The 2602-nt window shown below is 45.6% G+C and carries 3 protein-coding genes; all 3 read left to right on the forward strand.

What is annotated here, in order from left to right:
* Positions 1-487 precede the first annotated feature (487 nt).
* The gene (locus L215_RS0103720) at positions 488-868 is read left to right on the forward strand and encodes a plasmid mobilization protein (protein WP_025883505.1); all 381 of its coding nucleotides are present in this window, start codon (positions 488-490) and stop codon (positions 866-868) included.
* Positions 865-2148 (forward strand): conjugal transfer protein MobB, encoded by a 1284-nt coding sequence (gene mobB / locus L215_RS0103725; RefSeq protein ID WP_025883504.1) that lies wholly within the window; start codon positions 865-867, stop codon positions 2146-2148. Before L215_RS0103720 ends, mobB begins: the two co-directional genes overlap by 4 nt.
* A 313-nt stretch (positions 2149-2461) precedes the next feature.
* Positions 2462-2602 (forward strand): YWFCY domain-containing protein (locus L215_RS09805; protein ID WP_154657853.1); only part of this gene is annotated, 141 nt, incomplete at its 3' end.

Raw genomic sequence — 2602 nt, forward strand, 5'->3', positions numbered from 1 at the left:
AGTTCAAGAGCTAGGTTTTGACTCAACTCAAAATTGACTTAGCTCAAGAGTTAGGTCTTGACTTAACTCAAAATTGACTCAGTTCAAGAGCTAGGTTTTGACTCAACTCAAAATTGACTTAGCTCAAGAGTTAGGTCTTGACTCAACTCAAAATTGACTTAGCTCATGACTGAGTTTGGTTGCAAAATAACTAGCTCTTAACCTAAGTCTCAACCTCTAGTGAAGTATGAGGAAAAGGAGTGAAATCACAGGAATGTCGTTTATAGTGAATTAGTTACAAGGTCGCTGTAACTTTGCAGGCAGATAGAAGTCGTGGAGCTTTTCTCCCCGAAGTAGACACCCCCGAGGGGTGGATACTTCAACGTATCACTTCTTGATATTGGCAAGGTGTGTCTTTGTCCGACAAACTCCGTTTCTGCCGACAAAGACCCTTGCCCCGAAGGGGAGAGAATTACTCCAAAGTCGTAATTAGATAAGGATAAAAACAATGAATGGAAAGATAGAACGATGGGACAGATGGGATACCCGTCTTCCCAACCCAAAAGACCAGCAACGAGCGATTGACTTGTTCCATAAATCAGGGGCGGAAACGAAGTCCGACTTCGTGCGGGCAAGGATATTGGGAGAGCATTTCAAGGTGATAACGGTAGATAAGTCTGCCGTGGAGTACTATCGTAAGCTCTCCGAGTTAACTGCCCAGATACATAAGATAGGCGTGCTGTATAATCAAGCTGTACGAGCCATCAACAGCTATCATAGCGTGAAGACAGCTCAGATACTGCTTGAGAAACTGGAGCAACTATCAGCTAAGATCATTACTTTGCAGGAGCAGGCTATCTCTCTGACCATTGATTACCGCAAGCAATGATTGCCAAGATTTCAGCAACGGAGAACCTCGGAGGTGCACTCGGCTACAACTTCAAGAAGGTGAATAAGAAGGAAGCGACACTCCTGCTGGCACATGGCTTGTACCAAAACAGAGCGGGCGAATATACCATGTCGGAGGTACTTGCAGATATGCAAGCATTGATACCCGAAAAGTGTAGAACAAAGAAAACGGTCTTCCATTGCTCGCTCAATCCCCATCCAGACGAGAAGCTGTCCGATGAAACGCTCTCGCAGATAGCTAAGGAGTATATGGAGGCTCTGGGCTATGGCAAGCAACCCTACATTGTGTTCAAGCACAATGATATCGCCCGTGAGCATATACACATCGTATCGCTAAGAGTAGATGGTTATGGTAGAAAGATCAATGACAAGTTCGAGGGCAGGAGAAGTAAGAAGATTACCGATGACTTGGAGCGAAAACACAACCTCATTCCAAGTTCAAAGGTTAGCGAGAAAACCGTAACAGAAACGCCCAAGGTGGATATTGGTAAAGGAACCATCAAGCAACAGGTCGCAAGCGTTGTCCGCCAAGTCTTGAAGCATTACAAGTTCTGCTCCTTAGGCGAACTGAATGCCGTGCTTCGTCGCTATAATCTTGCCGTGGAAGAAGTCAAAACAGAGTTTCGAGGGAAGAAGTACGATGGACTGGTCTATGTACCGACTGATGATAAAGGCGATAAGGTCAGTACACCCATCTATGCCTCGGAGATAGGTCGTGGTGTGGGCTATACAGCCGTGCAGAATAGGATGCAACAATCTAAGCAAGCTATCAAGCCACTGATACCAGCCGTAAGGGAGAAAGTCCTACAAGTAATGCGTACTTCTCCCCAAACAGAGGAAGCACTGCGACATCGATTGGAGGAGCAAGGCTTGCGAATGGTTATCCGAAAGAATGAGAGCGGGCGTATCTACGGTATTACGTTCATAGACGATGCGAATGGCATTGCACTCAATGGCTCCCGACTAGGCAAGGGGTATTCGGCCAATACATTTAATGCCTACCTTTCCAATCCGACCTACAATCCATTTATGGATGAAACATTGTATGGCACTTATTCCTCTCAATTGAAAGAAGAAGTTCCAACTATTCAACCGTTACAGTTAGATGCGAACGATGGAGACAACCTTGTCGATGAGCTAGTAGATGACATCGTCGGTGAACTCCCGCTCGGTAGTAGCAACGATGATTGGAAAGAGGCGGCTTGGCAACGGAAACTTCGCAGGCAGAGCAAGGTTCATCTCAGACGAAGGAAGAGGTAAGTCAAGGCAGGGCATGATAAGGAGGAGGGCATCGCACTCTTCACGGAGGGAATCGGAAATAGAGACGGAGAAAAGAAGAAATCTCCACGGAAGGACGGAGTGATAGTTCGGAAGAATGAAATCAAACTTCGGAAGAATGGAATGAAACTTCCGAGGAAATAGATCGCCCCTCCGTGGAAAATAGAAAATGGTCACGTAGGTATCTACTGTTTTCTCTGTGAAGATACAGTTCGGTGAAAAGGGAAAGCAGCGAAGCCTACGCATTTAACTTTGACGAAACAGTGATTAGACAACGATTAAACAACAGATAACTATGGCACAAGAAGATGATTTGAGAGCATTGGGCAAGATTATGGACTTTATGAGAGGTATCTCTGTTCTATTCCTCCTCATTAACTGCTACTGGTTTTGCTATGAAGCATTCCACACTTGGGGCTTGACGCTCTCGGTACTC

It is taken from the genome of Porphyromonas uenonis DSM 23387 = JCM 13868 (assembly GCF_000482365.1).
In the GTDB taxonomy this organism is placed as follows: domain Bacteria; phylum Bacteroidota; class Bacteroidia; order Bacteroidales; family Porphyromonadaceae; genus Porphyromonas; species Porphyromonas uenonis.

What these genes read in the sequence shown, in the direction of transcription:
- L215_RS0103720 (WP_025883505.1), top strand. Translation starts at nt 488, where the DNA reads ATGAATGGAAAGATAGAACGATGGGACAGATGGGATACCCGTCTTCCC.
- mobB (WP_025883504.1), top strand. Translation starts at nt 865, where the DNA reads ATGATTGCCAAGATTTCAGCAACGGAGAACCTCGGAGGTGCACTCGGC.